This window comes from Streptomyces sp. CBMA291, from assembly GCF_014596525.1.
Classification (GTDB): domain Bacteria; phylum Actinomycetota; class Actinomycetes; order Streptomycetales; family Streptomycetaceae; genus Streptomyces.
Genome location: NZ_MSJP01000101.1, coordinates 15,138 through 41,852 on the forward strand (window position 1 = coordinate 15,138; position 26,715 = coordinate 41,852).

Annotated in this window: 23 protein-coding genes and 1 riboswitch; of the genes, 17 read left to right on the forward strand and 6 right to left on the reverse strand. The window is 72.2% G+C overall.

Features of this window, described 5'->3' with window-relative positions:
- Positions 1–47: 47 nt before the first annotated feature.
- A complete protein-coding gene (locus tag BU197_RS24345; RefSeq protein ID WP_188270451.1) occupies positions 48–1,262 on the reverse strand; it encodes an MFS transporter in 1,215 nt (404 codons plus the stop codon).
- Between the two features lie 108 nt (positions 1,263–1,370).
- Here BU197_RS24345 and BU197_RS24350 point away from each other — a divergent pair, with 108 nt between their 5' ends.
- Positions 1,371–2,615, forward strand: a complete 1,245-nt coding sequence (locus BU197_RS24350) for an ROK family transcriptional regulator (protein ID WP_188270452.1) — start codon at positions 1,371–1,373, stop codon at positions 2,613–2,615.
- Positions 2,616–3,000: 385 nt separating this feature from the next.
- Here BU197_RS24350 and BU197_RS24355 read toward each other — a convergent pair whose 3' ends face one another.
- A complete protein-coding gene (locus BU197_RS24355; protein ID WP_188270453.1) occupies positions 3,001–5,379 on the reverse strand; it encodes a chitinase C-terminal domain-containing protein in 2,379 nt (792 codons plus the stop codon).
- A 272-nt stretch (positions 5,380–5,651) separates the two neighbouring features.
- A riboswitch (FMN riboswitch) is annotated at positions 5,652–5,782 on the forward strand.
- Between the two features lie 206 nt (positions 5,783–5,988).
- Here BU197_RS24355 and ribD point away from each other — a divergent pair.
- The 10 genes from ribD (at position 5,989) to BU197_RS24405 (ending at position 14,580) form a co-directional block, all read left to right on the forward strand.
- Complete coding sequence (gene ribD, locus BU197_RS24360; protein ID WP_223183687.1) at positions 5,989–7,053, forward strand: bifunctional diaminohydroxyphosphoribosylaminopyrimidine deaminase/5-amino-6-(5-phosphoribosylamino)uracil reductase RibD; 1,065 nt, start codon at positions 5,989–5,991, stop codon at positions 7,051–7,053.
- Positions 7,054–7,055: 2 nt separating this feature from the next.
- The gene (locus tag BU197_RS24365; protein ID WP_188270455.1) at positions 7,056–7,664 is read left to right on the forward strand and encodes a riboflavin synthase; all 609 of its coding nucleotides are present in this window, start codon (positions 7,056–7,058) and stop codon (positions 7,662–7,664) included.
- Positions 7,665–7,720: 56 nt separating this feature from the next.
- Positions 7,721–8,296 carry a nicotinamide riboside transporter PnuC gene (locus BU197_RS24370; RefSeq protein WP_223183689.1) on the forward strand — a complete coding sequence of 192 codons (576 nt, stop codon included), beginning with the start codon at positions 7,721–7,723 and terminating at the stop codon, positions 8,294–8,296.
- A complete protein-coding gene (locus BU197_RS24375; RefSeq protein ID WP_188270457.1) occupies positions 8,293–9,612 on the forward strand; it encodes a bifunctional 3,4-dihydroxy-2-butanone-4-phosphate synthase/GTP cyclohydrolase II in 1,320 nt (439 codons plus the stop codon). The genes BU197_RS24370 and BU197_RS24375 overlap by 4 nt, the downstream gene beginning before the upstream one ends.
- A 30-nt stretch (positions 9,613–9,642) precedes the next feature.
- The gene (gene ribH / locus BU197_RS24380; protein WP_188270458.1) at positions 9,643–10,128 is read left to right on the forward strand and encodes a 6,7-dimethyl-8-ribityllumazine synthase; all 486 of its coding nucleotides are present in this window, start codon (positions 9,643–9,645) and stop codon (positions 10,126–10,128) included.
- A gap of 93 nt (positions 10,129–10,221) precedes the next feature.
- Positions 10,222–10,494, forward strand: coding sequence for a phosphoribosyl-ATP diphosphatase (locus tag BU197_RS24385; protein ID WP_128977406.1), 273 nt, complete (start codon positions 10,222–10,224; stop codon positions 10,492–10,494).
- 53 nt (positions 10,495–10,547) lie between these two features.
- Positions 10,548–11,396 carry an ATP phosphoribosyltransferase gene (gene hisG, locus BU197_RS24390; protein ID WP_188270459.1) on the forward strand — a complete coding sequence of 283 codons (849 nt, stop codon included), beginning with the start codon at positions 10,548–10,550 and terminating at the stop codon, positions 11,394–11,396.
- A 39-nt stretch (positions 11,397–11,435) separates the two neighbouring features.
- The gene (locus tag BU197_RS24395; protein WP_188270460.1) at positions 11,436–11,888 is read left to right on the forward strand and encodes a PH domain-containing protein; all 453 of its coding nucleotides are present in this window, start codon (positions 11,436–11,438) and stop codon (positions 11,886–11,888) included.
- 275 nt (positions 11,889–12,163) lie between these two features.
- Entirely contained in the window at positions 12,164–13,534 is a 1,371-nt protein-coding gene (locus BU197_RS24400) for a hemolysin family protein (protein ID WP_188270461.1), read from the forward strand.
- Positions 13,531–14,580 (forward strand): hemolysin family protein, encoded by a 1,050-nt coding sequence (locus BU197_RS24405; RefSeq protein ID WP_188270462.1) that lies wholly within the window; start codon positions 13,531–13,533, stop codon positions 14,578–14,580. Before BU197_RS24400 ends, BU197_RS24405 begins: the two co-directional genes overlap by 4 nt.
- An 82-nt stretch (positions 14,581–14,662) precedes the next feature.
- Here the strand turns inward: BU197_RS24405 and BU197_RS24410 are convergent, their stop codons facing one another.
- Positions 14,663–16,585, reverse strand: a complete 1,923-nt coding sequence (locus tag BU197_RS24410) for an AAA family ATPase (protein ID WP_188270463.1) — start codon at positions 16,583–16,585, stop codon at positions 14,663–14,665.
- 308 nt (positions 16,586–16,893) lie between these two features.
- On the reverse strand, positions 16,894–17,523 hold the full coding sequence (locus tag BU197_RS24415; protein ID WP_188270464.1) for a uridine kinase: 630 nt from the start codon (positions 17,521–17,523) through the stop codon (positions 16,894–16,896).
- Positions 17,524–18,029: 506 nt separating this feature from the next.
- On the opposite strand from BU197_RS24415, the gene BU197_RS24420 reads away from it, so the two are divergent.
- Both BU197_RS24420 and BU197_RS24425 read left to right on the forward strand, forming a co-directional pair.
- Entirely contained in the window at positions 18,030–19,409 is a 1,380-nt protein-coding gene (locus BU197_RS24420) for a peptidase C39 family protein (protein WP_188270465.1), read from the forward strand.
- A 93-nt stretch (positions 19,410–19,502) separates the two neighbouring features.
- Positions 19,503–20,624, forward strand: a complete 1,122-nt coding sequence (locus BU197_RS24425; protein ID WP_188270466.1) for a TerB family tellurite resistance protein — start codon at positions 19,503–19,505, stop codon at positions 20,622–20,624.
- A 733-nt stretch (positions 20,625–21,357) separates the two neighbouring features.
- On the opposite strand, the gene BU197_RS24430 is transcribed toward BU197_RS24425, so the two are convergent.
- Positions 21,358–21,726, reverse strand: a complete 369-nt coding sequence (locus tag BU197_RS24430; RefSeq protein WP_188270467.1) for a hypothetical protein — start codon at positions 21,724–21,726, stop codon at positions 21,358–21,360.
- Between the two features lie 225 nt (positions 21,727–21,951).
- Between BU197_RS24430 and BU197_RS24435 the strand changes: the two genes are divergently transcribed.
- The 4 genes from BU197_RS24435 to fxsA all read left to right on the forward strand — a co-directional run bounded on the left by BU197_RS24435 (position 21,952) and on the right by fxsA (position 26,082).
- Positions 21,952–22,392, forward strand: a complete 441-nt coding sequence (locus tag BU197_RS24435) for an Lrp/AsnC family transcriptional regulator (protein ID WP_188270468.1) — start codon at positions 21,952–21,954, stop codon at positions 22,390–22,392.
- Positions 22,393–22,550: 158 nt separating this feature from the next.
- Positions 22,551–24,185 (forward strand): amidohydrolase, encoded by a 1,635-nt coding sequence (locus BU197_RS24440; RefSeq protein ID WP_188270469.1) that lies wholly within the window; start codon positions 22,551–22,553, stop codon positions 24,183–24,185.
- A gap of 479 nt (positions 24,186–24,664) precedes the next feature.
- Positions 24,665–25,441, forward strand: coding sequence for a polyprenol monophosphomannose synthase (locus BU197_RS24445; protein WP_188270470.1), 777 nt, complete (start codon positions 24,665–24,667; stop codon positions 25,439–25,441).
- A gap of 47 nt (positions 25,442–25,488) precedes the next feature.
- Positions 25,489–26,082: an FxsA family membrane protein gene (gene fxsA, locus BU197_RS24450; protein WP_188270471.1), complete on the forward strand. Its 594-nt coding sequence runs from the start codon at positions 25,489–25,491 to the stop codon at positions 26,080–26,082.
- 121 nt (positions 26,083–26,203) lie between these two features.
- Here the strand turns inward: fxsA and BU197_RS24455 are convergent, their stop codons facing one another.
- On the reverse strand, positions 26,204–26,578 hold the full coding sequence (locus BU197_RS24455) for an RNA polymerase-binding protein RbpA (RefSeq protein ID WP_015032218.1): 375 nt from the start codon (positions 26,576–26,578) through the stop codon (positions 26,204–26,206).
- Positions 26,579–26,715: the final 137 nt, after the last annotated feature.

Genomic DNA, 26,715 nt, shown 5'->3' on the forward strand with positions numbered 1-26,715 from the left:
TGCGCCACCGGAGCCTGCGGAAGCGCAGGCGCTCCCCGGAGGGTCCGCTACCCGACCGGACCCGGCTTCCCGTCGGTCCCCGACGCGGGGGAAGCCTTCCTCCGCCCGCCGGGACCGAGTATCCCGGCACCCAGCACAAGTCCCAGCGTAAGCAGGGTGACCAGGCAGAAGGAGAGGACCAGGGAGGTCGCGTCGGCGATCCCGCCGATCGCCGAGGGGGCGATCAGACCCGAGGTGTACGTGATGGTGGCGACACCCGCGATGGCCTGGCTGGGGTTCGGTCCGCTGCGCCCCGCGGCGGCGAAGGCGAGCGGGACGACGACCGCGACCCCGAGCCCGATCAGACCGAATCCGGCCATCGCGACGGCGGTGTGCGGTGCGGTGACGACCAGGATCCCGCCGAAGGTGGCGGCGGCGCCCCCGACCCGTACGGTACGGACCGCGCCGAAGCGGTCCACGACCCGGTCCCCGGCCAGCCGGGCGATGGCCATCGTCAGCGCGAAGGCGGTCGTGGAGGCGGCGGCGAGCCCGGCGGAGCCGCCCAGCTCGTCCCGGAGGTAGACCGCCGACCAGTCCAGGCTGGCGCCCTCCGCGAACACCGCGCAGAAGCCGACGGCGCCGATGACGAGCGCGGACCTCGGCGGCAGCGAGAAGCGCGGCGGCGCCTCCGCCTCCGGGGCGCTGCGCACGTCGAGCACGCCCTGGCAGAAGACCAGACCGAGGGCGGTGAGCGCGAGGGCGACGATCAGATGGTGGATCCGGGCGTCGGCGCCGAGATGGGCGGCGACCGTACCGGCGGCGGAGCCGAGCAGGGCGCCCACGCTCCACATGCCGTGCAGGCTCGACATGATGGACCTGCCGAGCAGGGTCTCGGTCTCCACGCCGAGCGCGTTCATCGACACGTCGGACATGCCCGCGGTGGCGCCGTACACGAAGAGCGCGCCGCACAGCCCCCAGATGTTCGGGGCGAGCGAGGGCAGGGTCAGGGCGAGCGTCCACAGCGCGAGCAGCCCGCGCAGCGCGGTGCGGGCGCCGAAGCGGTGCGAGACGGCCCCGGCGAGCGGCATGGCGACGGAGGCGCCGAGGGCGGGGAAGGCGAGCGCGAGTCCGAGCTGCCCCGCGCCGACCCCCGCGTGCTCCTGGATCCAGGGGATACGGGTGGCGAAGCTGCCGGTGACCGCGCCGTGGACGCAGAAGACGGCGGCGATGGCGAAACGCGCCCGCCGTACGTGATCGGTGCTGGTGACGGTCTGCGCCGCCATGGGCCCTCCTTCGGGTCGAGGTGAGGCGCGTAAACTATCAGGGACCCTGCCTGATAAATAGACGCGGGGTGGAGACCGGTGCCCCGGCACTTCTGAGAGGATCGCCGCATGGCCGCATCCCCGAGCACCGCACGGGCCATCAACGACCGGTTCGCCCTGCGATTGCTCCAGGACGAAGGCCCGTTGACGGCCAGTCAGCTCAAGATCCTCACCGGGCTCTCCCGCCCCACCGTCGCCGATCTCGTCGAACGGCTCCAGTGCTCCGGGCTCGTCCATGTCGTCGGCGAGTCCGGCGCCGAGCGGCGCGGCCCCAACGCCCGGCTGTACGGGCTCGTCGCCGACCGGGCCCATCTCGCGGCCCTCGACGTCCGCACCCGCTCGGTCTCCGTCACCGTCGCCGACCTGCTCGGCACCACCCTCGCCGAGGCGTCCGTCCCCGTCGGCGACGACCACGGCACAGGAGCCGCCGTGGAGAAGGCGGTCGCCCTCCTGGAACGGACCGTCGAGGAGGCGGGCGCCGACCGGCTGCACAGCGTGGCCGTCGGCGCTCCCGGCCTCATCGACCCGGCCACCGGCGAACTCCGCGACTCCTCCGGCCTCCCGGCCTGGCACCGACGGCTCGTACGCGTCCTCCAGGAACGGCTGACGGCCCGGGGGGCGCACGGGAACGGGCACGTGCCGGCTGCCGACGGCCACGGGCGGACCCCGGGGGCCGACGGACAAGGGCGTACGCCGACGGGCGGGCCCGACCGCGATCGCGCGCTGTCCGCCCGGGTCCTCGTCGAGAACGAGACCAACCTCGCGGCCGTCGCCGAGCTGCGCGAGGGCGCGGCGAGGGGCCGGGAGGACTTCGTCCTGCTCTGGCTCGGCCAGGGGGTCGGCGCCGCCGTCGTCCTCGGCGGGCGCCTGCGCCGGGGGGCCTCGGGCGGCGCGGGAGAGATCGGATTCCTGCCGGTGCCCGGCACCTCGGGACTGCCCTCGGCGACCGGCTGCGACGGCGGTTTCCACGAACTGGCCTGCGCGGCGGCGGTCGACACCCTGGCCGTCGCCCACGGCCTCGACCCGGCCGAGGCACTGGCCTCGGGCCACGGACCCTTCCTCGACGCCCTGGCCCACCGCCTGGCGGTCGGCGCGGCGGCGGTGGTCTCCGTCGTCGACCCGGGCTGTCTGGTCCTCGCCGGGGAGACCGGCCACGCGGGCGGCACGGAACTGGCCGCCCGCGTGGAGGCGGAACTCGCCGCCCTCTCGCCCCTCCGCACGGAGGTCCGCCCCACGACCCTGGGCGACGCCGCCGTCCTGCGGGGCGCGGTCCTGAGGGCCAGGGACGCGGCACAGGAGGAGCTGTTCCCGTAGGCGCTCAGCCACCGCACGCACCGGGCCGCGCCCGGGGTGCCGGGGACGATGTCCGGGCGGCGGGCCTTTTGGGACTGGAGGGCCCATCGCGGCGGGAGTGCCTGCCGGTGCGGGAGGGCTTGCCGGTGCGGGAGGGCTTGCCGGTGCGGGAGGGCTTGCTGTGCCGAGAGAGCCTGCCGGGGTGAGAGTGCCTGGCGGGGCGCGTGGGATGGTCACGGCGGCCGGGCCTCGGTGGCGGGCCCGCCAGGTGTCCTCCGGCTTCGCCGCGCCGTGCCGGGGGGGAAACGCCACCGCGCCGCGCCCCGGACAGGGAAGCGCGGCGCGGCAGGGGCCCGGCGACGGCAAGGGCCGTGAGATTCCGCCGCCGGGGGTTCAGCAGGGGGCGTCAGCAGGCGCCGAGGTCCTTCCAGACACCCCAGTCACCGGTCGTGCCCGGCTCCTCGTTCTGGGTCCACCACTGGGCCTTGTACTTGTGGCCCTTGTGGGAGACCTCGGTGCCCGCGTTGTAGACCGTGCCCGCCGTGTACGCCGGGGTCGAGGCGCAGCCCGTGGGCGGCGTCGTCGGCGGCGTGGTCGGGGGAGTGGTCGGCGGGGTCGTGGGCGGAGTGGTCGGGGGAGTGGTCGGCGGGGTCGTCGGCGTCGTGGGGCCGGGCTCCACCACCGTCGTGCCGCGCGCCAGGTCACCGGCGAGGGCGTACGTCGTGCCGTTGATGTTCACCGTCCAGTTGGAGGGGGTGGACACCGGCAGGTAGTAGTTGAACGCCAGGTCGATCGTGGCACCCGGGGCCAGCGACTGCCAGGCCGGGAGCTTCAGGGAGACGCGGTGGAAGTCGCCCTTCAGACCGCCCACGTTGCCGCCCGTGTGGTCGCTGCTGATCACCTTGGTGCCGAAGCCCGACTGGTCGGAGGCGTTGGCCGGAGCCGACGTGCCGTAGTCGAACTGGAACTCGGTGCCGCCGGGGAGCGCGGTCGCCGTGTTGTTGGTGATCTTGATCTTCGGCGTGATCGGGTAGTTCGAGTCGCCCAGCTTGAACTCGGTGAACTGGGTGTCGATCTTCACGGCCTTGGTCGGCAGCGCGGCGTTCGACTTCTTGGCGCCGTACGGGGTGGCCGCCTTGAACTTGTCGTACATCAGCGAGGTGAGCGTGGAGCCCATCTCGTACTGGCCCTTGGCCGCGTTCCAGCCGTAGTCGCCGGCCATCTCCCAGACCATCGTGCCGCCGATGCCCTTGTTGACCACGTAGTCGGCCTTGGCGCCCACCGACTGCTCGTCCTCGGTGGAGAGGAAGACCTTCTTCTGCGCGTTCCACAGCCACGGCGCGACCAGGGTCGAGTCGTACTTGCGGGCGTAGGTGCCGGTCAGGGTGGTGTTGGCCGGGAAGCCGTACTGCGTGACGTAGTCGCCGACGATCCCCTTCTCAAGGTTCTTGGCGTGCCACATCGGGTTGGAGCCGGCGGGCGACTCCTTGCCCGCGGTGTCCTTGTCGTGCCAGAGGTTGTCGATGCCCTCGGCGCCGTCACCGCACTTGGTCAGACCCGCGCCGGCCGGGCAGGTGGCCGCGGTGGCCTTGCCCCAGAGGCCGTCGGTGCCGCCCTGCACGTTCTTGTGACCGCGGGTGTAGTAGGGCAGGCCGATGTTGATGCGGCCGGCCGGCATGGAGCCGCGGAAGTAGTGGTACGCCCAGTCGGTGTTGAGGTACCCGATGTTGCCGTACTGCGCCGAGCCGTAGACGTTGGCGGAGGCCAGCTCGGCGTCCTTGCCGTCGTCGAAGAGCGAGGCGTTGGGGCCGACGTACTCGTTCCAGGCGCCGTGCAGGTCGTAGGACATGATGTTGACGTAGTCCAGGTACTTCTGCACCTGGAACGTCTCCATGCCCCGCAGCAGGTAGCCGGAGGAGGGGGCGGCGACGGTCAGCATGTAGTGCTTGCCGTCGGCGGCGCCCGCCGTGTCCAGCTTCTCGCGCAGCGACTTCATGAGGGCCGCGTAGCCCTGCACGAGACCGGCGCGGCGCGCGTTGGCGAGCTGCCAGTCGAGCGGGTTTCCGGCGTCCTTCATGGTCGTCGGGTACTCGTAGTCGATGTCGACGCCGTTGAACCCGTACTTCCGGATGAAGTCGACGGCCGAGGTGGCGAAGGTGTCGATCCCGGCCTGGTTGACCGAACCGTCGGCCTTGGTGGCCATCGAGTAGAAGCCGCCCGAGTCGACCCGGTCACCGTTGTCCGCGAAGTAGCCGCCGGTCTCGGCCCAGCCGCCGACCGAGATCAGCGTCTTCACGTTGGGGTGCTGCTTCTTGAACTTGTTGAGCAGGTTGAAGTGCCCCTTGTAGGGGAGCGCCGGGTCCATCTCGGCACCCGCCACACCGGGCCAGGTCATCCCGGTGGCGGCGTTGTCCGCGCTGTCGGAGCCGACCGAGAGCTTGTTGTCACCGCCGACGTGGGCGAAGGCGTAGTTGATGTGGGTGATCTTCTCCCACGGGATGTCCTTGGCCAGGTAGGCGGGCTGGCCGTTCTTGCCGGTACGCCAGCCGGTGAAGTAGCCGATGACGCGGCGCTGGTGGTCGGCGCCCATCTTCTCGCGGCCCTCGGTGTCGTAGACCGAGCAGTAAGGGACGTCGACGCCGGGGGTCTTGTAGAGCCCGTCGGGGCGACAGGACTCGTTGTCGGCCGCGTACGAGACGCCGCCGGAGAGGGAGCTGAGCAGCAGGCCGGCGACGGCCGCGCCGGACGCGAGCAGCGAGGCTCTTTTCGCAGTGGGGGACAACACGATCGGGTCCTCCTGGGGTGGGGGTCTCCCCGCCGCCTGCGGGGCATGGGGGGAGTCGGGCAACGAGCAAGGGGGTGTGTCGTGTTGGGTCCGTGGAGTGCGCACGCCGTCGGACCGTTACCTCGGAGGTGACACGGACATTAAGAGGACTAGACCAGTGCGTCAATAGGTCTGGACCAAAGAAGAGTTCCATGAGATCGTGTGAGGCAGCCCACAGGGAACGGGCCTCATCGCCCCTTGTGGGGCGTGGCACACTGGCCCTGTATCAGCAGCAGCGCACTCCGGGGTCGGTGTAATTCCGAACCGGCGGTTATAGTCCGCGACCCGTCCGCAGCCAGCGGCCGGTTGACCAGGTGAGATTCCTGGACCGACGGTGAAAGTCCGGATGGGAGGCAGTGCGCGGCGGGTGACCCCTCTTCACGGGGGCGCATCGGCCGTACGTCCGCTGGTCGCCGTGTCGTCCACGATCCGGCGTGCCCGCGGGACGCGGCCTTCGCGCACCCCCGTACCCAGGAGTCGTTCCCGCTCTCTGTCGTCATCGACAGGCCCCGGAGTCCGCGCCCGAAGAGGCAGGAGGACCCGGTGGCCCAGCAAGCCGAAACCACCGCCATGCGACGCGCCGTCGAACTCGCCGCACGCGGTCTCGGCGCCACCAGCCCCAACCCGGTCGTCGGCTGCGTCGTCACCGACGCCTCAGGCCACCCGGTCGGCGAGGGATACCACCGCCGCGCCGGCGGCCCCCACGCCGAGGTCCACGCCCTGCGCGAGGCCGGAGTCCTCGCCCGGGGCGGCACCGCCTACGTCACCCTCGAACCCTGCAACCACACCGGCCGCACCGGCCCCTGCGCCCAGGCCCTGATCGAGGCCGGGATCAGCCGGGTCGTCTACGCGGTCGGCGACCCGAACCCGCAGGCCACCGGGGGCGCCGACACGCTGCGTGCGGCCGGCCTCACCGTGGAGCGCGGCCTCCTGGAGACCGAGGCCGAAGCGGTCAACATCGCCTGGCTCACCTCCGTCCGCCGGGGCCGCCCCTTCGTCCGCTGGAAGTACGCCGCCACCCTCGACGGCCGGACAGCCGCCGCCGACGGCACCTCCCGCTGGATCAGCTCCCCCGAGTCCCGCGCCGACGTGCACCGGCTGCGCGCCGAGTCCGACGCCGTCGTCGTCGGCTCCGGCACCGCCCGCGCCGACGACCCGCACCTGGCCGTCCGGGGCATCGAGGGAGCCGTACAGCCGCTCCGCGTCGTCGTCGACACCGAGGGCCGCGCCGTACGCCCCGGCTCCCGCGTCCTCGACGACACCGCCCCCACCCTGATCGCGGTCGCCGAGGACGCCGAGACCGGCCTCCCCGACGTCGTCCGCCTCCCCAGGGCCGGACGCGGCCTCTCCGTCCCCGCCCTCCTGGACGCCCTCCACACCCGGGGCGTCCGCTCCGTCCTCCTCGAAGGCGGCCCCACCCTCGCGGGCGCCTTCCTCGCCGCGGGCGCCGTCGACCAGGTCGTCGGCTACCTCGCCCCGGTCCTCCTCGGCGCGGGGCCCGCCGCCCTCGCCGAAGCGGGAATCGGGACCATCGCCGAAGCGTTGCGGCTCGACATCACCGAGACCGTCCACATAGGGCCCGACCTCCGCGTCACCGCCACCCCGCGGCCCGCCACCACCCCCAAGGGAGCCTGACCGTGTTCACCGGAATCGTCGAAGAGCTGGGCGAGGTCGTCGCCGTCGAGCAGCTGACGGACGCCTCCCGCTTCCGGCTGCGTGGCCCCCTCGTCACCGAGGGCGCCCGGCACGGGGACTCCATCGCCGTCAACGGCGTCTGCCTCACCGTCGTCGAACACGGCGAGGGACAGTTCACCGCCGACGTCATGGCCGAGACCCTCAACAGGTCCAGCCTCGGCGCCCTGGAGACCGGCTCCCGCGTCAACCTGGAGCGCCCCATGGCCGTCGGCGACCGGCTCGGCGGCCACATCGTCCAGGGCCACGTGGACGGCACCGGCACGATCCTGGAGCGCACCCCCTCCGAGCACTGGGAACTCGTCAAGGTCGGTCTCCCCGCCCACCTCTCCCGGTACGTCGTCGAGAAGGGCTCGATCACGGTCGACGGCGTCAGCCTCACCGTCGTCGGGGTCGGCGACGACTGGTTCACCATCAGCCTCATCCCCACCACGCTCGACCTGACCACGCTCGGCATCAAGCAGCCCGGCGCCCCGGTCAACCTCGAAGTCGACGTCATCGCCAAGTACGTCGAGCGGCTGCTCGGCCCGAACGCCCGGGAGGACGTCAAGTGAACTGGCTCAACTCCGAGGCGTTCACCGTCTTCGACCAGCACATCCTGTGGTCCGACATGATCGGCAACACCATCGGTCTGATCGCCCTCGCGCTCGGCTGGCGCCGCTCCATCCTCACCTGGCCCGCCCAGCTGCTCTCCGGACTGATCCTCGTCGGCGCCTATGCCTCCGCCCACCTCTCCGGCGGCGTCGGCAAGCAGCTCCTCGTCATCGGCGTCGCCGCCTGGGGCTGGTGGCAGTGGAACCGGGGCAGGCAGCAGGCCCAGGACGGCTCCATCGCCGTCCGCTTCGCCACCTGGAAGGAACGCGGCCTGCTCGTCGGCGGCGCGGCCCTCGGCACCCTCGCCGTCGGCGGCCTCTTCAGCCTCTACCCGTCGCTCTCCTGGAGCCCCTGGGCGGACGCGTACATCTTCGTCGGCACCCTCGTCGCGATGATCGCCCAGGCCCGCGGCCTCATCGAGTTCTGGTTCGCCTGGCTCCTCGTCGACCTCGTCGGCGTCCCGCTCGCCTTCAACAGCGGCCTCGCCTTCTCCGGACTCGTCTACGTCGTCTACTTCGCCCTGGTCGTCTGGGGCATGCGCGACTGGTGGCTCAGGACGCGCACCCCGGCCCTGAAGGGAGCCCACGCATGAGCCGCCAGCCGTCCCCCGGCCTCACCGACGCCCCCGAGACCCCCGCGGCCCCCCGCTGGGACGCCGCCGACCTCGCCCTCGACCCGGTCGAACAGGCCATCCGCGACATCGCGGCGGGCCGCCCCGTCATCGTCGTCGACGACGAGGACCGCGAGAACGAGGGCGACCTCGTCATCGCCGCCGAGAAGGCCACCCCCGAGATCGTCGCCTTCATGATGAGCGAGTGCCGCGGCCTGATCTGCGCCCCCATGGAAGCGGAGGAACTGGACCGCCTCCGGCTCCCGCAGATGGTCGAGCACAACACCGAGTCGATGCGCACGGCCTTCACCGTCTCCGTCGACGCGGCCCCCGCCCACGGCGTCACCACCGGCATCTCCGCCGCCGACCGCGCCACCACCCTGCGGATGCTGGCGAGCGGCGGCCACGAACCCGCCGACTTCGTCCGCCCCGGCCATGTCTTCCCGCTCCGCGCCAGGCCCGGCGGCGTCCTCACCCGCGACGGGCACACCGAGGCCGCCGTCGACCTCGCCCGCCTCGCGGGCCTCCGACCGGCCGGTGCGATCGTCGAGATCGCCGGCGAGGACGGCGTCATGCTGCGCCTGCCCGAACTGGTCCCCTTCGCCCGCAAGCACGGCCTCACGATCATCTCCATCGAGGACCTGATCGCCTACCGCCGCTCCGCCGAGCCCACCGTCCGCCGCGAGGCCGAGGTCAGCCTGCCCACCGCGCACGGCGACTTCACCGCCTACGGCTACCGCTCCACCGTGGACGGCGTCGAGCACGTCGCCCTCGTCCACGGCGAGATCGGCGACGGCGAGGACGTCCTCGTCCGCCTCCACTCCGAGTGCCTGACCGGCGACATCTTCCACTCGCTGCGCTGCGACTGCGGCCCCCAGCTCCAGACCTCCCTCGACCGCGTCACCGAGGCCGGCCGAGGCGTCGTCGTCTACCTCAGGGGCCACGAGGGCCGGGGCATCGGCCTCCTCTCCAAACTCCGCGCCTACGAACTCCAGGAGCGCGGCCGCGACACCCTCGACGCCAACCTGGAACTCGGGCTGCCCGCCGACGCCCGCGACTACGCGGCCGGCGCGCGGATCCTCGCCGACCTCGGCGTCCGCAGCCTGCGCCTGATGACCAACAACCCCGACAAGACCGACGCGCTCACCCGGCACGGCCTCACCGTCCGCAGCCGCGTCCCCATGCCGGTCACCGCCGGCGAGCACAACGTCCGGTACCTCACCACCAAGCGGGACCGGATGGGACACGACCTGCCCTGGCTGACCGGCACCCCGGCCGCTACCTGCGGCAACCAGTAACCACCCCCGTACCAACCGGCTAGGAGAGACATGAGCGGCAAGGGCGCACCCGTCCTCAGCGTGAAGAACTGCGGCGACCTCCGGGTCGCGGTCATCGCGGCACAGTGGCACGAGAAGATCATGGACGGACTGCTCGACGGCGCCCTGCGCGCCCTGAGCGAACTCGGCATCGACGAGCCCACCCTGCTCCGCGTCCCCGGCAGCTTCGAACTCCCGGTCGTGGCGAAGACCCTCGCCGGGCGCGGCTACGATGCCATCGTGGCGCTCGGCGTGGTCGTCCGAGGCGGAACCCCGCACTTCGAGTACGTGTGCCAGGGCGTCACCCAGGGCCTCACCCAGGTCTCCGTCGACACCGGCGTACCCGTCGGATTCGGCGTCCTCACCGTCGACACCGAGGAACAGGCCCTCGACCGGGCCGGTCTCGAAGGCTCCGCCGAGGACAAGGGACACGAAGCCGTCACCGCGGCCGTCGCCACCGCGACCGTCCTGCGCACGATCAGCGAACCCTGGCGCTGAGTCCCGCCCCGGACCGGGGCCCCACCCGGCCGCCCCGGCTCGGCCGAGGCACTGCGCGCACGCATCCTCGCACCCCGTACTCTTAGGACCATCATGGCGAACAAAACCTTCGAAGAGCTTTTCACCGAGCTGAAGCTCAAGGCGGAGACCGGCGACCCGGCCACCTCGCGCACCGCGGAACTGGTGGGCAAGGGCGTCCATGCCATCGGCAAGAAGGTCGTCGAAGAGGCCGCCGAAGTCTGGATGGCCGCCGAGTACGAGGGCAAGGAAGCCGCCGCCGAGGAGATCTCGCAGCTGCTGTACCACGTCCAGGTGATGATGGTCGCCCGCGGGATCTCGCTCGACGACGTCTACGCCCACCTCTGAGCACACGTTTTTCCGACTCCCCTCTCCCGTTCCAGGCAAAGGAAGCTCACCCCATGCTGCGCATCGCCGTTCCCAACAAGGGTTCCCTCTCCGGACCTGCGTCGGCAATGCTCCATGAGGCCGGCTACCGCCAGCGCAAGGAGTCCAAGGAGCTGGTGGTCATCGACCCCGACAACGAGGTCGAGTTCTTCTACCTGCGCCCCAAGGACATCGCGATCTACGTGGCCTCCGGGAAGCTGGACATCGGCATCACCGGCCGTGACCTGCTCCTGGACTCCGGCGCCAGCGCGGAGGAGATCCTCGCGCTGAACTTCGGCCGCTCCACCTTCCGGTACGCCACCCGCCCCGGCACCGCCAACGGCCCCGCCGACTTCGGCGGCATGGCGATCGCCACCTCCTACGAGGGCATCGTCGCCAAGCACCTCGCCGACCAGGGCATCGACGCCTCCGTCGTCCACCTGGACGGCGCCGTCGAGACCGCCATCCAGCTCGGTGTGGCCCAGGTCATCGCGGACGTCGTCGAGACCGGCACCAGCCTGCGCAACGCGGGCCTCGAAGTCATCGGCGAGCCGATCCTCACCTCCGAGGCGGTCGTCGTCCGCCGCCAGGGCGCCGACACGGAACACCCGCAGGTCCAGCAGTTCCTCCGCCGCCTCCAGGGCGTCCTCGTCGCCCGCTCGTACGTGATGATGGACTACGACTGCCGCGCCGAGCACCTGGAGCAGGCCGTCGCCCTCACCCCGGGCCTGGAGTCGCCGACCGTCTCCCCGCTGCACAACGAGGGCTGGGTCGCAGTCCGCGCGATGGTCCCCGCCAAGGAGGCGCAGCGGATCATGGACGACCTGTACGAGATCGGCGCCCGCGCCATCCTCACCACCGCCATCCACGCCTGCCGCCTCTGACGGCACGGAAAGCACCCCCGAGGCACCGAGGAAACCCTGATGTCCCAGCCGTCCGCGCCCGCCCTGCCGGTCACCTTCCGTCCCGGGCGCACCCGGGCGATCCTGCTGACCATGGGGGCGGCGATGTTCGTCGTGATCACCGCCGTGGCGCTGATGCTGGAGCGGCTCGGCCCGGGGGAGCGCGCCAGCTTCGTCTTCACCGCCGCACTGCTCGCCGGAGTCCTGGTCCTGCTGAGCCGGCCCAAGGTCGTCGCCGACGACCAGGGCGTCACGGTCGTCAACATCACCCGGACCCGGCGGCTCGCCTGGGCGGAGATCCTCAAGGTCAACCTGCGCCCCGGCGACCCCTGGGTCTTCCTCGACCTGAGCGACGGCACCAGCCTCCCCGCCCTCGGCATCCAGCCGGGCATCGCGAAGGAGTCGGCCATCCGCGACGCCCGCGCCCTGCGGGCCCTGGCGGAGAGCCGGGGGACGGGCACCGAGAGCGCCTGAACGGTCCGGACCAAGGGCTCTCCCCTCCGGGGGACGAGCCCCGGGACCGTACGGGAGACCCCTGATCCGTCCCCCATCCGGGGCGGACCCCCTGCCCGCGGGGGCCTTCGCTTGACTACTCTGGAGGCGGTGGTGCCCAGCGCACCACCGCCTCGCGTGCGCAGGGCCGCTGCCGCGGCCCGCGAGGCCATCCTTCGACCCGAGGAGTGACTCCCTCCGGCAATGGACGGATCGTCCGGTAGTACCCGCGCCGCCCCCTCCCAGGAGGCGGCGGCATGATCATCTCCCTTCTGCTGCTCCTCGCGGCCTTCCTCCTCATCCTCGCCAACGGCTTCTTCGTGGCCGCCGAATTCGGTCTCGTGACCGTCGAGCGCGCCGAAGCCGAACGGGCCGCGGCCGCCGGTGACCGGCGCGCCCGCACCGTCGTCACCGCCCTGCGCGAGCTGTCCTTCCAGCTCTCCGGCACCCAGCTCGGCATCACGATCACCTCCCTCGTCGTCGGCATGCTCGCCGAGCCCGCGCTCGCCGGACTGCTGCGCGGCCCCCTCCAGGCCACCGGACTGCCCGACAAGGGCGTCTCCGGGATCGCCGTGGTCATCGGCATGCTGCTCGCCTCCGCCGTCCAGATGGTCGTCGGCGAACTCGTCCCGAAGAACTGGGCGGTCTCCCGGCCGCTCCAGGTCGCCCGCTTCGTCGCCACCCCGCAGCGCCGCTTCTCTGCCGCCTTCCGACCGGTGATCTCGCTGCTCAACCAGGTCGCGAACCGGCTGGTCCGACTCCTCGGCGTCGAACCCACCGAGGAACTGGACTCGGTCCGCACCCCCGGCGAGCTGGTCTCCCTGGCCCGCCACTCGGCCGAGGCAGGCGCCCTCGAACAGGACACCGCCGATCTCTTCGTACGGACCCTGTCCCTCGGCGGTCTCACCGCCGAGCAGGTCATGACCCCGCGCGTGAAGGTCAGCGCCCTCCAGTGGCACGCCACCGCCGCCGACGTCCTCAACCTCACCCGCGCCACCGGCCTCTCGCGCTTCCCCGTCTACCGGGAGCGCATCGACGAGATCGTCGGCATGGTCCACCTCAAGGACGCGCTCGCCGTCGCCCCGCACGCCCGGCTGCGCACCGCCGTCGGCCGGATCGCCGTCCCCCCGCTGCTCGTCCCCGAGTCGCTGCCCGCCCAGGCCCTCCTGGAACGGCTGCGCAGGGAACAGCCCATCGCGGTGGTCGTCGACGAGTACGGCGGCACGGCCGGAGTCGTCACCCTGGAGGACATCGTCGAGGAACTCGTCGGCGAGGTCCGCGACGAGCACGACACCCCCGCCGACGGCCGCCCCGAGCTGGCCGCCGCACCCGCCGAGGACGGCCGCCCCGCCTGGGACGCCGACGGCTCCTGCCGGGTCCACATCCTGCGCCGGATAGGCCTCGACGTGCCCGACGGGCCCTACGAGACCGTCGCCGGGCTCGTCGCCGACCTCCTCGGGCGCATCCCCGCCCCCGGGGACCGGGCCGAACTCCCCGGCTGGCGCCTCTCGGTGCGCCAGGTCGACCGCTACCGCGCCGAGCGGGTACGGATCGTCAGGACGGGCCCGGAGCAGGAGCCCCACGGGGCCGCGCCCTCGGTCCCGGTGGCGGCGGAGGCGGCTCGATGAGCACCCTTCCGCTTCTGTTCGCCGTCCTCCTCGTCCTGGCCAACGGCTTCTTCGTCGGCGCCGAGTTCGCGCTCGTCTCCGTCCGCCGCAGCCAGATCGAACCGCTCGGCGGGACCCGCGCCCAGCAGGTCCTGTACGGCCTCGAACACCTGCCGCAGATGATGGCGGCGGCGCAGTTCGGCATCACCGTCTGCTCGCTGACCCTCGGCGCGGTCGCCGAGCCGACCGTGGCCCGGCTCCTCGAACCGGTCTTCCACGGGGTCGGGGTCCCGGACGCGCTGATCCATCCGCTGGGCTACGTCATCGCCCTCGCCGCCGTCGTCTTCCTCCATCTCGTCATCGGCGAGATGGTCCCGAAGAACCTGGCGATGGCGGCGCCGGAGCGGACCGCGCTCTGGCTCGCCCCCGGTCTGGTCGGCTTCGCCCGGCTCTGCCGGCCGGTGACGGCCGCCCTCGGGGCCTGCGCCCGGCTGGTCCTGCGCCTGTTCAAGGTCGAGCCGAAGGACGAGGTGGAGGCGGTCTTCACCAGCGTCCAGCTCGGCCGGCTCGTCGAGGACGCGGGCCAGGCGGGCCTGCTCGACCCGGCCGAGCAGGAGCGCCTTGAGGACGCCCTCGTCCTGGGGACGCGCCCGGTGACGGAGGTGCTCATCGCCCCCGCCTCCCTGGTGACGGTGGCGCCGACGGTCACCCCGCGCGAGATCGAGGAGCTGACCGTGCGCACCGGGTACTCCCGGTTCCCGGTGTGCGCCGAGGCCCGGGGCACCTTCATGGGCTTCGTGCACGTGAAGGACGTCCTGGATCTGGAGGAGCGGGAGCGGGCGGTGCCCCAGCGGCTGTGGCGCCCGATGGCGACGGTCCGCGCCGAACTGCCCCTCGACGACGCCCTCACCGTGATGCGCCGGGCCGCCACCCATCTGGCCCAGGTGGTGGACGCCTCGGGCCGGGTCCTCGGTCTGGTGGCCCTTGAGGATGTCCTGGAGATGCTGGTGGGCGAGGTCAGGGACCCGGCCCACCGCCTCGCCCCGGACCGGGTGACGGCTGGGTGAGCCGGTGGAACGGGGCCGGGCCGGGACGTCGCGACGACCCGGCCCGGCCCCCTGTTCCGTCGCCGTCCGGGCCGCCCGCGTCTCAGTACCCCGGCGGGGGTTCCTGCTGGGGCCCCCGGTCCGCCGGTCCGCGTCCCGAGAGCACCTCGCCGTACGCCTGCATGAGATCGGCGAGCCGGAGGGTGGCCAGGTCGTCCCGGGTGGGGGTGCTCGGGTATCCGGAGAGCCGAAGATCGCGGTAGGCGCAGGACTTCTCGTACAGGGTGCGCAGGAAGCGTCCGTTGCCCAGCTCGTCGATCCAGCCCTGTTCGACGACGTGTCCGCTGATGGAGCGCAGCTCCTCGCGGGCCTCGTCGTCCCAGCCGTCCCCGTTGGCCGCCGCGAGGACCTCGCCGATGGCGGTCAGCTCCAGTGGCCGGTACGAGGGGAAGTCGACCCGGGTGGTGAACCGGGAGGAGAGCCCGGGGTTGGTGGTGAGCAGCCGGTCCATGCCCTCGGGGTACCCGGCGAGGATCACCACGAGGTGGTCGCGGTTGTCCTCGGCCCGCTTCAGCAGGACCTGGAGGGCCTCGTCGCCGTAGGCGTCGCCCTTGCTGTAGCCGGAGTTGGAGAGCGCGTAGGCCTCGTCGACGAAGAGGACCCCGCCGACCGCCGAGTCGATCAGCTCGTTCGCCTTGACGGCCGTCTGGCCGAGGAACTCGCCCACCAGATCCGCCCGCTGGGCCTCGACGAGATGGTCGCCGCCGAGCAGCCCCAGGGCGTAGAACACCCGTCCGAGGATGCGGGCGACCGTGGTCTTCCCGGTGCCCGAGGGGCCGGAGAAGACGAAGTGACGTTTGGGAGGCTGGACGGGAAGCCCTTGCCCGGCCCGTAGCCGGGCCATCTCCAGCTGCGCCGACAGGGCCTTGACCTGCCGCTTCACCGGTTCGAGACCGACCATGCCCTCCAGTTCGGCGAGGGCTTCGGCGAGCAGGGCCGGATCGGTGGGTCCCGCGGGGAAGCGCGGGGGTGGCGGCTGGGACGGCAGCGGGGCCTTCTGCCGTACGGTCTCCGGCGGGGTGACGACCGGCACCGGAGGGGGCTCGGGGGCGAGCCGCAGCCCGTCGCCGAGGGGGCCGCCGGGCTCGGGCTCGGTGCCCGGCGCGGTCTCCACCGCGTCCTGGCCGAACCCGCCGCCGACGGTGCCGAGGGCGACCGTCGCGAGCCCGGTCGGATCGTCCACGCCGTCGTACCCTTCGAAGCCGTCGTACTCGGCGATGGCGGCGAGCCGGGCGGCGGTGTCCATGAACGCCGGGTCGATCCGGTGCACGGCCCGGTAGAGGGGGAGCGCGGCGGCGCTTCGCCCGGTGCCCTCGTGGGCGCGGGCGAGCCAGTAGCGCAGCTCCTTGCGCTGGGGCTGTTCGCTGCGGCACCGCATCAGGGAGGCCGCGAGCAGCGGCTCGGCCTGCCCGTACATCTCCAGACGGACCCGGGCCATGCCGCCGAAGAGCCCCGCCTCGATGCCGAGGAGCGGGTCGTCGACCAGGGTCTCGGTGTGCCGGACGAGCTGGTCCCAGTCCTTGACGAGATAGGCGCGGCAGGCGTGCAGAAACCGCACCTGGGGGTCGGTGTCGACCGGGGGGAGCCCGGCGAGGGCCCGGTCCAGCTCGGGTACGTGGCGCCCGTCGAGCCAGTGGGAGGCGTGCGCGAGCAGCAGATCGCGCGGGCTCTCCAGGACGGGCTGCACCCACCAGCCGAGCCAGTACCAGGAGTTCAGCGGGCGCCGGTACCGGGACCGCTGCTCGCCGAAGCGCTCGCGATTGCGGTACATGCGCAGCAGCGCGGTCGTGGTATCGACCCTCAGGGCGTGCAGCCCGAGCCAGGCGTCCGCCATTCCGGGGTCGGTCCGTACCGCCGCACGGAACTCCTCCTCCGCCTGCGGATAGGCACCCATCGTGTAGGCGTCCACTCCGCGCAACCAGGCTAGCTCGGCGGGGGCCTGCGCACCCTGCGTGCCGATGTCCATCGGGTCCCCCACAACCGTCTTCACATGGACGGGATTTGACCTCACCTCGGGGCATCGTACCTGCGCAGGGGGCGCGTGATTAAGGAGAAGCGCATGATCCGGAAGCGGTGACCCTGGGTGATCGTCAGGGCTCGCGAAAGGCCCCGGGGAGCGGTCCCGGGGCAGAACGAAGCCCCCGATCACGGGGGAACAACCGGGGGCTTCGTGTCTGCGGCGGCTTCGAAAAGCCGCACATTCAGAACGTAAGACCTGTCTGCCCCCCGGGTCAAGCGGAGTTGAGGCACTCGCGGAAGCGGATGAGGGTTGCCTCAGTTCGCGAAGAGACGGCCATCACGGTGGGTGATGATCTGGTCCGTGGCTGCTGCCACGGAGGGCCCGGGGAGCCATTCGTAACCCTTCCGGCACTCGTGCACCAGGGTGTCGGCGAAGGGCCGGGAGGGGTCGTCGGCGAAATGGCGAGTCTCGGCCACGGTCCAGCCGTCCCAGAATTCGGCCTGTTCCGGACCGTCCCGATGGCGCCCGCGCACCCAGGAGTCCTCCGCCGCGCGCTCCATCCACAGCAGCCAGGCCAGGAACGGGCGCACCTCGCGCCGCCCCGCGCCCACGCCCTCGACGAGCACCACCGGGGCGGGCGGGAGCGCCCTGGGCTCCCCGAAACGCCGCAGCCGCCAGTCGTACGGACGGTAGGACGCGCTCTCGCCCCGCGAGAGCGGATCGAGCACCTGCTCCCGCAGCCTGCCGGTCCAGCCGAACAACTCCTCGTGCGTGGCGAGGTCGTCGGTACGGAGCACGGGCGCGCCGCCGAGCGCGGCGGAGAGCCGGGACGCGAGGGTGGACTTGCCGGAGCCCGCGTGCCCGTCGACCGCGACCAGCCGGACCGGTCCGCAGGAGGGCGGCAGCCGCAGAAGCGCGTGCGCCGCGCGGTCGAGGTCGTTCATGGGCCCAGGGTATTGCGGCGCCGGGGGCCGTCCCGTGCCCGGGGGTGCGGGTCGCCGGGTCGTCCCGCACCCCGGGGGTGCCCGTGTTCGGGGCGGGGCGCGGGGGACCGGTGTGGGCCGGCGAGGTGCCACCACCAGTGGTGGAGACCCATGTCGGGACGGCGACGCGGGACGAAGTGCTGGCGGAGGCGCGGCGGGAGCCGGGATAGTGGGCCGGGGTTACGCGGTCACGCCTGCCCGCGCGTTGCTAGTGCCTGTCTGTCTGTCTGCCGGTTGCCTGTGCCCGTCCGCCCGTCCGCCCGTCCGCCCGTCCGCCCGCCCGTCCGCCCGCCCGTCCGTCCGCCCGCCCGTCCGTCCGCCCGTCCGCCCGCCCGTCCGTCCGCACGCCGCCCGTTCCCGTCCTGCCCACCAGCCTGTCGTGCAGTCCACTGCCAGGCATCCGCCGCCAGCCATCCGCCGTCCGCCACCATCCGCCGTTCGCCGTCTTCGACTGGGGGTCACCGATCATGACCAGTTCCACCCCGCGCAGAACCGTCCTCACCGCCGCTCTCGCCGCGGCGGCGGGAACGGCGGCCGCCGCCGCACCCGCCTCGGCAGCCACGGCGCCCGCACCGGCCCCAGGCGCCGGGGGGCACGGTCACGCCCCCGCCGCCGGGCTCGTGGACAACCGCTTCTGGTCCTCGTACACGGACTGGCGGTGCGGCAGCGTGGCCGGTGCGAAGGCGGTCGCCGGACACCGCCCCGGCCTGGTGATCGGCACCCCCGCCGGGCGCACCGACTACACCGACCCGCACACCGGCCGTACCTCCGTCTGGGAGTACGCGAGCTGGACCTCCCCCCGGTACACCCCGACCGTGCCCGCCACCGAGGTCATCGCCTCGTGGAACGCCCACACGCCCCCCGGGACCTGGCTCCAGGTCGAACTGTCCGGCGAGTACGGCGACGGCACCGCCATCCCCTGGTACGTCATGGGCCGCTGGGCCTCCGGTGACGGCGACATCCGGCGCACCTCGGTCGACGACCAGACCGACGGTCGCAGCACCATCTGGACCGACACCTTCGCGATCGACGACCCGGCGAGCGGCCTGCGGCTGACCTCGTACCGGCTGCGGCTCACCCTCCACCGCGCCCCGGGCAGCGGTCTGACGCCCACGGTGTGGCGGCTCGGCGCGATGGCCTCGGACATTCCGGACCGCTTCACGGTCCCGGCCTCGGAGCCGGGCGCGTCCAGGGAACTGCTGGTGCCCCGGTACTCGCAGAACACCCATGTGGGGCAGTACCCGGAGTACGACAACGGCGGCGAGGCCTGGTGCAGCCCGACCTCCTCCGAGATGATCGTCGAGTACTGGGGCCGTCGTCCCTCGCCCGAGGAACTGGCCTGGGTGAACCCGGACTTCGCCGACCCCCAGGTCTGCCACGCGGCCCGCTTCACCTACGACTACCAGTACGCGGGCTGCGGCAACTGGCCCTTCAACGCGGCCTACGCCGCCGCCTACCCCGACATGAACGCGGTGGTCACCCGCCTGCGCTCGCTCACCGAACTGGAAGCCCTGATCCGGGTGGGCATCCCGGCGATCACCTCCCAATCCTTCGTCAAGGGGGAGCTGACGGGCGCGGGCTACGGCACCTCGGGTCACCTGATGACGGTCATCGGCTTCACACCGGACGGCGACGTCATCGCCAACGACCCGGCGTCCCCGGACAACCAGGCGGTCCGAAGGGTGTACCTGCGAAGGGAGTGGGAGAACATCTGGCTGCGGACGAAGCGTTATGACGCGAACGGCAAGGTCAGAGGGGGTACGGGCGGGGTCTGTTACCTCTACTGGCCCGACCGGCCGACGGCCGCCCAGCGGCGGGTGCTGGGGGAGTCGGGAGTGAGGGCGTAGCCCGTACCTGCTCCCCACTTCCCCCTGGTGCCAGCGGAGTCGGCGGAAACCTGGCAGCCTTGCGGATCATTGAGCTGCCCGGGAGGACCTGCCATGACCGACACCCTGACGGACTCCGTCGGCGCCGAGGACGACGACGATGCCGCCCGGGAAGCGGTCGAGCGGGAGCGGGACGAGATACGGGCCTTCGTCAAAGGGCTGAGCGCGGACGACATCAAGTCCGGCAATTGGTTCACCAAGCTCTGCTCCCATGCCTTGAAGTCCTATACGGACAAGGTCGACTGGCAGTACTTCCAGGAGCGTTACGCGGGTGTCCCCGCCGACGGCATCGTCGACCGGCGGATCAGGCTGGCGGCCCGGTACGCCGCGCTCGAAGGCGGGCTCTCCGCCGGGGCCTACTCGGCGGCCGTCGTCGCCACCCTCGGCAGCCTCGGCGGGGCCTCCCCGGCGACCGTGCCGGCCGCCGTCGCGACCCTGATGATCGACGTCGCGTTCATCACCAGGCTCCAGCTCCATCTGGCCTATGACATCGCCGTCCTCTACCGGGTTCCGCTCGACCTGACGGATCCCGAGGACCTGTGGAAGCTGATCAAGGTCGCCTTCACGATCAAGAGCGGGGAAGTGGTCAGGGGAGGCGTGACCAAGTCGATTCCGATGGTCGTACGGCCCCTGGTCAAGCGCTTCTACTCGCGCGGGGTGCTGAGCGCGGCGAAGGGACTTCCCTTCGTCGGCAAGTTCCTCCTCCAGCGCAATGTCATCAAGATGGGCATCCCCGTCGTCGGGGTCCCCCTCGCGGTGGTGCTCAACCGCTACACGACCCTGCTCGCCGGGCGGCACGCGCAAGCCGTCTTCCGGAACGAGGCTCGGGTGATCGAGAAGGCCGAGGGCCTCTGCGAGCGGAGCAGGCACCCGCGGTCGATGCTGTGGGTCGCGTGGCTCGTCATCATGGCGGACGGGAAGATGACCGATGACGAGACGCTGCTGATGCGGCACTTGGCGCGGCTGGCCCGGGAACGGCACCAGGTCGTCGACGAGCGGCTCACCCAGGTGGTCGACCTCGACCCCGAAGAGGTGTGGCGGCGTCTGGACGCCGAGCCGGGGAACCTGGACGACCTGATCGACGTGGCGGAGCAGGTGGCCGGAGTGGACGGCGAGGTCAACGCGAAGGAGCAGGCCGTGATTTCAGAGCTTCGGCATCGCTGCCGCCGAGCCTGACACCGCTCTGGGGCCCGTCGGACGCTTCGGTTCGCTTGGTTCGCTTGGATCGCTTGGTTCGTTCGGTTTGCTCACGCCCGTCCGGTCGCTCGGTTCGCTTGTTCTGCTCGTGCCGGTCCGTCCGTTCGGTCTCCGCCTCCGCCTGGCCGTGGCGGCCCGGCAGAGTGCGCCCTTGGCTCGCCCAGAGCGCGAGGACGGCCTGGTAGATGGGCGGATCTACCGATGGCGGGGACAGAGGTGGCGGGGACAGAGGTGGTGGGGAAGAGGCCGGCGGATGCCCTGGGCCGGGAGGCTCGGGGCGGGCCCGTGGGCGTACGAGCGAGGGCACGGAACGAAAGGGTCTCGGCGCGGGAGCGCCGGGAGCGGGGTCCAGCGTGGTCATGTTCGGACCAACGCGCTCCGCTGAGCCCGGTCACCGCCGTACGGATTCGAGCGCCAGTTCACCCAGGAGTGGAGGCGCGCGCCGACGTGCCTGGGGCCGGACGCGCGCGTCCGGCGCGTGGCGCGCGTCCTTCAAGGCCGGGGGACGCCCGGCCACACCGACGTACCGGTGCACGATCCCGAGCCCGGGATCGCACACCGGTGACCACATCGGAAAACGACGGCGACCGCTACGGCCGCGTCAGGAAGGCGGGTGCCGTCGCGATCGAGGCGCCCCGGAAGCCCTGCGGACAGGTCGGCGACCTCATTCCCCCCGCCGCACCGCCCCCGCGGTGCCGATGAGCCGTACGGCTCAGGCCGCGCGCCGCATCTGCGGGACCCGGATCGGGCGCGAGCCCGGACCGCCCACGTGCGAGAAGGGCTGCGTACGCCAGTCGAGACCCTGAGGGAGCGTCAGGAGGAGCGCGGTGTCCTGCTCCTGGACCTCCAGAGTGTCGTCGGCGGGCCCCGCCTCGCTCGCCGAGACGCCCGTGCCCTGGCAGACCGTCAGGACGAAGGGGTTCCACGGCGTGGGGCAGAGCGCGTGCTCCGGCAGCACGTCCTCGTCCGCGAGCAGCGCGATGGGCTGCTCGCACTCCGGGCAGACCACCCGGAACATCTCAAAGGTGTCGTACGCGTCGAGCTCGTCGGGCGTGTCGACCGAATCAACAGGCTCCTGCATGGAGAATCTCCCCCTCGGCTGGGTCGGCCGGATCTGTGCGGCCTCGACCACAGCAAGCACTTCCCATGCGGTCGTCCGCATAACCGTGAGCAGGTCTCCCGGGGCAGGCGCAAACCTGTGGCGTTCGTCACACGGGCTGCGCAGGTGCCCCGTGGCGGGCCATAACCGGCGATAGCGGCCGACCCCGGCGCTGCCGTCCGGCTCCGGGCGCACTAGGGTCACCGCATGGAGGAGCTGGATCGTCAGATCGTCGAGTTGCTCGTCAAGGACGGGCGCATGAGCTACACCGACCTGGGCAAGGCCACGGGCCTGTCCACGTCGGCGGTGCATCAGCGCGTCCGACGCCTGGAGCAGCGCGGAGTCATCCGCGGCTATGCCGCGGTCGTGGACCCGGAGGCGGTGGGCTTGCCGTTGACCGCGTTCATCTCGGTCAAACCCTTCGACCCCAGCGCCCCCGACGACACTCCCGACCGGCTCGCCGACATCCCCGAGATCGAGGCCTGCCACAGCGTCGCGGGTGACGAGAACTACATCCTCAAGGTCCGGGTCGCCACTCCACTGGAGCTGGAGCACCTGCTCACCCGCATCCGCTCGCAGGCGGGGGTCTCCAGCCGCACCACCGTGGTGCTCTCCACGCCGTACGAGGCGAGACCGCCCCGCGTGTGAACCGGGTGCGCCCGCCACGGGGGGCCTGTGCCCCCTTCCCGGGGGGACCTGTGCCCCCCTTCAGGGGATGCCTGTGTCCCCCTTCGCGAGACACCTGAGTGCCCGTCGCAGGGGACCTGCCGGACAAACCGGGTCCTGGCAGGTCCTAGCCTGGTCGCATGAGTGAGACCACGTCTGCCGCCGAACACCGCACCGTGCTGCTGCGCGGAGGGGAAGTCCACAGTCCCGCCGATCCCTTCGCCACCGCCATGGTGGTGGAGCGCGGGCACGTCGCCTGGGTGGGCTCGGAAGGGGCGGCCGACGCCTTCGCCTCGGGCGTGGACGAGGTGGTCGACCTGGAGGGCGCGCTCGTCACCCCGGCGTTCGTCGACGCGCATGTGCACACCACCGCCACCGGGTTCGCCCTCACCGGACTCGACCTGTCCCGGGCCGCCTCGCTCGCCGAGGCGGCCGAGCTGATCCGCGCCCACGCCGCCGCCCGCCCCGAGGACCGCATCCTCCTCGGGCACGGCTGGGACGCCTCCCGCTGGCCCGAGCGCCGTCCGCCGACCCGTACCGAACTCGACGGGCTCACCGGCGGCCGGCCGCTCTACCTCACCCGGATCGACGTCCACTCGGCCGTCGTCACCACCGCCCTGCTCGACCTCGTCCCCGGCGTCCGCGACCTGGACGGCTTCCACGACGGGCGGGAGCCTCTCACCGGGGACGCCCATCACGCCGTGCGCGCCGCCGCCTTCGCCTCGGTCTCGCCCGCCCAGCGCACCGAGGCCCAGCGCGCCACCCGCGCGCGTGCCGCCTCCCTCGGCATCGGCACCCTGCACGAGTGCGGAGGGCCGCAGATTTCGTCCGAGGAGGACTTCACCGGTCTCCTGGACCTGGCCCGAGAGGAGGCCGGACCCCGGGTCGTCGGCTACTGGGCCGACCTCGACGTCGAGCGGGCGCGGGCGCTCGGCGCGCTCGGCGCGGCCGGGGACCTGTTCGCGGACGGCTCCCTCGGCTCGCACACCGCCTGCCTCCACGAGCCGTACGCGGACCACGCCGACGCCGGTCACGCCGGAGCCGCCCATCTGGACGCGAGCACCGTGGCCCTCCATGTCGTGGCCTGCACCGAGGCGGGTCTCCAGGCGGGCTTCCACGCCATCGGGGACGCGGCCGTGACCGCCGTCGTCGAGGGCTTCAGGGCCGCCGCCGAGAAGCTGGGCCTGGCCCGGATCAGGGCCGCCCGGCACCGGGTGGAGCACGCCGAGATGCTCACCCCCGAGACGATCGCCGCCTTCGCCGAACTGGGCCTCACCGCCTCCGTGCAACCCGCCTTCGACGCGCTCTGGGGCGGCGACGAAGGCATGTACGCCGACCGCCTCGGCGCCGAGCGGGCCCGCACCCTCAACCCGTACGCGGCGCTGCTGCGTGCCGGAGTGCCGCTGGCCTTCGGCTCCGACAGCCCGGTGACCCCGCTCGACCCCTGGGGCACCGTCCGGGCGGCCGCCTTCCACCGCACCCCGGAGCACCGGATCTCGGTCCGGGCCGCCTTCACCGCCCACACCCGGGGCGGCTGGCGGGCGGTCGGCCGGGACGACGCGGGGACGCTGGTCCCCGGCGCCCCCGCCGACTACGCGGTCTGGCGCGCCGAGGAACTGGTCGTCCAGGCGCCCGACGACCGGGTGGCCCGCTGGTCCACCGACCCGCGCTCCGGTACGCCGGGACTGCCCGATCTGACCCCCGGCGCCGACCTGCCGATCTGCCTCCGCACGGTCGTGCACGGACAGACGGTCTACGTGCGACCGAACGAGTGATGTAGGGATTTGTCCGCTTCGGGAGGGGTGTTCGGTACGCTCCCGCCCGACCTGCGGGTCTTCCGCTCCCCTCCGGGAGGCCTCCGGGGGAGCGCCGGGGCCCCGCAGGTCAAGGGGGTATTGACAGTCGACCGGCGGGGGCGGGTAGGTTCACCGCGTCCACCACGGACGTCCGCCGGGACCTCCGTCCCCCGCCTGTCGCCGAACGCCGCCCGCGCCTCGGCCGCGAGGGAAGGTTTCTCCGGCGGAAGGTGCGACCCGGGTGGGGCCCGGACGTTCAGTAGACAACGGCTCTCGGTCGACCCGCAGCCAGCGGATCCCAGGTCGGACCGAAGGACGACGGGCCCCGCACCGCACCTCGGGCGTCCCGCTGGTCCCTTCCGTCCCTTCTGTCACCCGGGCCGGCCGACCCGCCGCGCCGGAGCACGCCGATGACCTCGCTATGGTGGGGTCCTGCGTTTGTATCCGAAGGGGCAGTAGTGAACGACGGTGGCCAGAGGCGTTACGGCCCGCTCGGCAAGGCCTTGGTGATCATTCCGACCTACAACGAGGCGGAGAACATCAAGCCGATCGTCGCGCGGGTACGGGAATCCGTACCCGAGGCGCACGTTCTCGTCGCCGACGACAACAGCCCCGACGGCACGGGCAAGCTCGCGGACGAGATCGCGTCCGAGGACGAGCACGTGCACGTACTGCACCGCAAGGGCAAGGAGGGGCTCGGCGCCGCCTACCTCGCCGGCTTCCGGTGGGGCATCGAGCACGGCTACGAGGTCCTGGTCGAGATGGACGCCGACGGCTCCCACCAGCCCGAGGAGCTGCCGAGGCTGCTCACCGCGCTCAAGGGCGCGGACCTGGTCCTCGGCTCCCGCTGGGTGCCCGGCGGCAGGATCGTGAACTGGCCGAAGTCCCGCGAGTTCATCTCGCGCGGCGGCAGCCTCTACTCGCGCGTGATGCTCGACGTGCCCATCCGCGACGTCACCGGCGGCTACCGCGCCTTCCGCAAGGAGACCCTGGAGGGCCTGGGCCTGGAGGAGGTGGCCTCGGCGGGCTACTGCTTCCAGGTCGACCTGGCCCGCCGCGCGGTCGCCGCGGGCTTCCATGTCGTCGAGGTCCCGATCACCTTCGTCGAGCGCGAGGTCGGCGACTCCAAGATGAGCCGGAACATCGTCGTCGAGGCGCTGTGGCGGGTCACGGGCTGGGGACTGACGGCCCGCGCGGAGAAGGTCGGCAAGATGCTCGGCCGCAAACCTTCCTGATCTTGCCTTTACGACGTTCCGGCGGCGCGCCAGGCACACTGGGGACCATGACGACCGGCGCACCGCCTCCCCTCGCCCCCCAGCGCTCCCGCGCGCGCAAATTCCTCCCGCTCGCCGTCGCCGCCTGGCTGGTCCTTGAGATCTGGCTGCTCATGGTGGTGGCGGACGTGGCGGGCGGGCTGACCGTCCTGCTTCTGCTGGTCGGCGGCGTCGTCCTCGGCGGCGCCGTCGTGAAGCGGGCGGGGCGCCGCGCCTTCCGCAACCTCACCTCGACGTTCCAGCAGGCCCAGGAGGCGGCGCGGGCGGGCGCCACGCCCTCGGCGCCGGAGCGGACCGGCGCGGAGGACCGCAACGGCTTCCTGATGCTCGGCGGCCTGCTCCTGATGATTCCCGGCCCGGTCTCGGACGTGGCCGGTCTGCTCCTGCTGATCCCGCCGGTCCGCTCGCTGCTCGGGCGGTACGCGGAGCGGGCCGTGGAGCGCCGGATGACCTCCGCCCCTCCCGGCAGCCTCCAGGACGCCTTCCAGCAGGCCCGCATGCACCGCCCGGACGGGAAGGTCGTCCCGGGCGAGGTCATCCGCCAGGACGGCTCCCAGGGCCCCCGGGAGCCCGACGGGAACCGTCCGCCGCTGATGCCCTGACGCCTCCCGGTCCCGCCGCCCTCCGAAGGGGCGGTGGGGAAGCCGGACACGACAACGCCGCGGGGCCCGTACACGGATCGTGTACGGGCCCCGCGGCGTTGTTCTTTTCCTGCCGGGTCCGCTAGGCGGACTTGCGGCTGTCGCGCGGATGCACGGCGATGTTCATGGCACCGGAACGCAGGACGGCCAGCCTTTCGGCGAGGACCTCCTCCAGCTCCTCGCGGGTACGCCGCTCCATGAGCATGTCCCAGTGCGTACGCGCCGGCTTGCCCTTCTTCTCCTCGGGTCCGTCCCCGTCCACCAGGAGAGCCTGGATTCCGCAGACCTTGCATTCCCACTCCGGCGGAATTTCCGCCTCGACCGAGAAGGGCATCTCAAAACGATGTCCCTTCTCGCATGCGTACTCCACCGCCTGGCGCGGGGCCAGATCGATGCCGCGGTCGGTCTCGTAGCTCGTCACCACGAGGCGCGTGCCGCGAAGAGCTCGCTCACTCATGAATCGTGCCTCCCGGGCTTGTCGCCCACAGGACAGGTGTCGCTGTCGTCGTTATCCGGTCAACGTCCGGTCGGCGGTAAAGATTCCCGTGCCGGGTCATGCGTCGCCCGTCGTGCCGCCCCTTGTTGTACCCACCA

Coding starts and splice junctions, on each gene's coding strand:
- BU197_RS24345 (WP_188270451.1), bottom strand. CDS start 1,262: ATGGCGGCGCAGACCGTCACCAGCACCGATCACGTACGGCGGGCGCGT.
- BU197_RS24350 (WP_188270452.1), top strand. CDS start 1,371: ATGGCCGCATCCCCGAGCACCGCACGGGCCATCAACGACCGGTTCGCC.
- ribD (WP_223183687.1), top strand. CDS start 5,989: ATGCGACGCGCCGTCGAACTCGCCGCACGCGGTCTCGGCGCCACCAGC.
- BU197_RS24370 (WP_223183689.1), top strand. CDS start 7,721: ATGATCGGCAACACCATCGGTCTGATCGCCCTCGCGCTCGGCTGGCGC.
- BU197_RS24375 (WP_188270457.1), top strand. CDS start 8,293: ATGAGCCGCCAGCCGTCCCCCGGCCTCACCGACGCCCCCGAGACCCCC.
- ribH (WP_188270458.1), top strand. CDS start 9,643: ATGAGCGGCAAGGGCGCACCCGTCCTCAGCGTGAAGAACTGCGGCGAC.
- BU197_RS24385 (WP_128977406.1), top strand. CDS start 10,222: ATGGCGAACAAAACCTTCGAAGAGCTTTTCACCGAGCTGAAGCTCAAG.
- hisG (WP_188270459.1), top strand. CDS start 10,548: ATGCTGCGCATCGCCGTTCCCAACAAGGGTTCCCTCTCCGGACCTGCG.
- BU197_RS24395 (WP_188270460.1), top strand. CDS start 11,436: ATGTCCCAGCCGTCCGCGCCCGCCCTGCCGGTCACCTTCCGTCCCGGG.
- BU197_RS24400 (WP_188270461.1), top strand. CDS start 12,164: ATGATCATCTCCCTTCTGCTGCTCCTCGCGGCCTTCCTCCTCATCCTC.
- BU197_RS24405 (WP_188270462.1), top strand. CDS start 13,531: ATGAGCACCCTTCCGCTTCTGTTCGCCGTCCTCCTCGTCCTGGCCAAC.
- BU197_RS24410 (WP_188270463.1), bottom strand. CDS start 16,585: ATGGACATCGGCACGCAGGGTGCGCAGGCCCCCGCCGAGCTAGCCTGG.
- BU197_RS24415 (WP_188270464.1), bottom strand. CDS start 17,523: ATGAACGACCTCGACCGCGCGGCGCACGCGCTTCTGCGGCTGCCGCCC.
- BU197_RS24420 (WP_188270465.1), top strand. CDS start 18,030: ATGACCAGTTCCACCCCGCGCAGAACCGTCCTCACCGCCGCTCTCGCC.
- BU197_RS24425 (WP_188270466.1), top strand. CDS start 19,503: ATGACCGACACCCTGACGGACTCCGTCGGCGCCGAGGACGACGACGAT.
- BU197_RS24430 (WP_188270467.1), bottom strand. CDS start 21,726: ATGCAGGAGCCTGTTGATTCGGTCGACACGCCCGACGAGCTCGACGCG.
- BU197_RS24435 (WP_188270468.1), top strand. CDS start 21,952: ATGGAGGAGCTGGATCGTCAGATCGTCGAGTTGCTCGTCAAGGACGGG.
- BU197_RS24440 (WP_188270469.1), top strand. CDS start 22,551: ATGAGTGAGACCACGTCTGCCGCCGAACACCGCACCGTGCTGCTGCGC.
- fxsA (WP_188270471.1), top strand. CDS start 25,489: ATGACGACCGGCGCACCGCCTCCCCTCGCCCCCCAGCGCTCCCGCGCG.
- BU197_RS24455 (WP_015032218.1), bottom strand. CDS start 26,578: ATGAGTGAGCGAGCTCTTCGCGGCACGCGCCTCGTGGTGACGAGCTAC.